Source organism: Modestobacter marinus, from assembly GCF_019799945.1.
GTDB classification, from domain to species: Bacteria; Actinomycetota; Actinomycetes; order Mycobacteriales; family Geodermatophilaceae; genus Modestobacter; species Modestobacter marinus_B.
In genome coordinates this window covers 1-2,509 of the sequence record NZ_JABGCH010000081.1, presented here as the reverse complement: position 1 = coordinate 2,509, position 2,509 = coordinate 1, and the positions used below count along the sequence as shown (strand labels likewise).

The window sequence follows — 2,509 nt, the reverse complement described above, 5'->3', positions numbered from 1 at the left end:
AGCAGCACGATCCGGGCCCGCTCCACCTCCCGGGCCGGCGCGCCCCTGTCCCGGACCCGCCGCTCCAGCTCTCGCCGATCGGCCTCCGGAACGTTCACCGTCCGCACATGCGCGGCCATGAGAAATGGTCCACCCGCTCCGGCATGACCTCAAGGACCACCGCGACGGAGCACTAGTGGCCACTCGCCAACCCGGCGGCCTTCGTGTCCCAGGCTGATGCCCGGCTGACCCCACTCGGCCGGTTGCCGCCGGTCCGTTGGGCCGCCGGCAGGGGCGTCTCGAGGTGGCGCGACGGTTGAGCTGCGTCCCCCGGCTCGGTCCGCCTGAGCTCCTCCGAGGCAGCGCCGTGGTAGGCCCCCCATCGGGTCCGTTCTCGCACTCGACCCGGCCGCGGGAGCTGTCCGGGAGACCAACCAGTGCCGAGCGGTTGGAAGGGTGCTCGACTGCGTCTGCGACAGACGCCCGAGCGTCGTGCCGACGAGGCGGCCCTGACGCGTGGAGGAGAGGAGCCGCGGTGACCCACTACTACGAGGACTTCCGGTCCGGTCAGGTGTTCCTGAGCCAGGCGCGCACCATCACCGAGGCTGACGTCGTCACCTTCGCCGGCTGGAGCTGGGACACCAATCCCGTGCACACCGACGCGGAAACAGCCCGGCACGGACGGTTCGGTGACCGGATCGCGCACGGACTCCTCGGGCTGTCGGTCGCAATGGGGCTGGCCTCGCGGCTCGGGGTGTTCGAGTGCTGCTCGATCGCGCTCCTGGGCATCGACGGCTGGCGGTTCCAGCGGCCCCTGATGCTCGGCGACACGGTGCGCTGTCGGGTGGAGATCCTGGACACCAGGCTGACCAGCAAGGGGGATGCCGGCATCCTGCGGCGGCGCTTCACGCTCCTCAACCAGCGCGACGAGGAAGTCCAGGAGGGAGAGATCCCCTTGCTGGTGAGCCTCCGCCCCGGCGGCTGACCCTGCACCGTCAAGCCCGTCCATGCGTCAAGCGGGCCGGCCGCAACCAGACGGGCAGCGGCCACTCGGACTCGTGGCCTCGTCCACGGGCCCGACGAACGGGGAATCTGTGACGCGATGCCGAGGCGCCGCCGCCTTGCTGCAGGCGCGCGACGACGAGCTGGTGGCCCGGCGCGACGCCATCCGCCAGCAGGAGCAGGACACCGCGGCGGCGCTCGCCCATTGGCTGGACGCACTCGGCCGGTGGGCCACTGCCTTCGACGGCCTGCCCGAACCGCTGCGCGTGGCACTGACCGAGGACACCTCACCTCTGGCGCTGACCTGCCAGGGGTACGTGACGACCACCGACGAGTTCGTCCACGCAGCCCAGCGCGACAGTCGCGCTCGTCTCGGGGTGCGTGGCCGGGACCTGTTCCTGGCAGGGCTCGCCACGAGCTGGGTGCGTGGTGCCGCCATGGCCGACGAGGCCTCGACCCCTGCGCTCAGCGCACTCCTGCGAACCGGCTGGGAGACGCCCCGCGACTCATCCACCCTCGTCAGCGAGCGGGTATCAGACACTAGGCCGCCGGTCAAGGGTCGGCATCGCCGTCGAGCCGGTCGGCGAGGCCGCTTCACCGACTGCCCGCCCTCCCTGTCCCGCAAGGGCCGGCCGTCGTGCTCGGACGCACCGGCCGTCGGGGCATACCGCATCGGCACCGGCAGCGGCGTGCACCGTTGATCACTGCCGTCACGAGCCCTCGGTGAGACGCCGCCGAGAGGGCCGCGGGTGAAACGGCTAGCGGATCGCTTCGTAGAGCGCGTCCATCGGAGCCAGGTCGTCCCGCAGGTCGAGGTAGGACCGCACGTAGGCGAACGACAGCCCACGACCCGGGTCGGCCCAGGCGTACTGGCCTCCCTGGCCAGGCTGCCCGAACCCCGAGCCGTCCAGTCCGTAACGCGTCCCCATGCTCCCTGACAGCTGGTAACCGAGCGCCCACCGCGCCGGCGTGCCCCAGAGCTCGTCGGTCCCATCGAACTCCAGGGTGGCGGCGTTCTCCACCGCGGCCTCCGACAGCAACCGGACGCCGTCGAGCTCGCCACCTCGGGCGAGGAGCTGGTACATCCGCGCCAGGTCACGGGCGGTGCCGATGCCGTTGGTGCCGGACAGCGGGACGGTGATGCCTGGCCCGTCGTTCATGAACCGGTCGAGTTCGACGATGGGGTTGGAGGTCCCGGTGGCCATCAGGCACTGACCCAACGGGGTGTCCGCCGAGGTGAACGCCCGCTCGAAGGCGAGTCTTTCGGGCTGCTCCTCGGTCGCCCGTGGCGGGGCGATGACCCGAGCTCGGCGCGCGCCGAGCGCGTCACCGGCGGGGGCTCCGAGACGGATGTCGATGCCCAGCGGTGTCGTGATCGCGTCGCGGATCACGTCCTGTACCGACTTCCCCGTGGCCCGCCGGATCAGCTCGTCCAGCATCCAGCCGAAGGTGAAGGCGACGGCTTCGACCCCGACTTCCTGGGCCGGGCGGCCACGCCCAACCTCGACGCCCTCGCCGAGGAGGGCAG

Annotated in this window: 3 protein-coding genes; 2 read left to right on the top strand and 1 reads right to left on the bottom strand. The window is 71.6% G+C overall.

The annotated features are described in order from the left end of the window. The first annotated feature begins 514 nt into the window (after positions 1 to 514). Together HK417_RS24130 and HK417_RS24125 are read left to right on the top strand one after the other, a co-directional pair. On the top strand, positions 515 to 964 hold the full coding sequence (locus HK417_RS24130; protein WP_222273175.1) for a MaoC/PaaZ C-terminal domain-containing protein: 450 nt from the start codon (positions 515 to 517) through the stop codon (positions 962 to 964). Between the two features lie 136 nt (positions 965 to 1,100). After that, entirely contained in the window at positions 1,101 to 1,682 is a 582-nt protein-coding gene (locus HK417_RS24125; RefSeq protein ID WP_222273172.1) for an SbtR family transcriptional regulator, read from the top strand. 57 nt (positions 1,683 to 1,739) lie between these two features. Here HK417_RS24125 and HK417_RS24120 read toward each other — a convergent pair. Continuing rightward, a partial coding sequence (locus tag HK417_RS24120; RefSeq protein ID WP_222273169.1) for a serine hydrolase occupies positions 1,740 to 2,509 on the bottom strand: 770 nt, incomplete at its 5' end.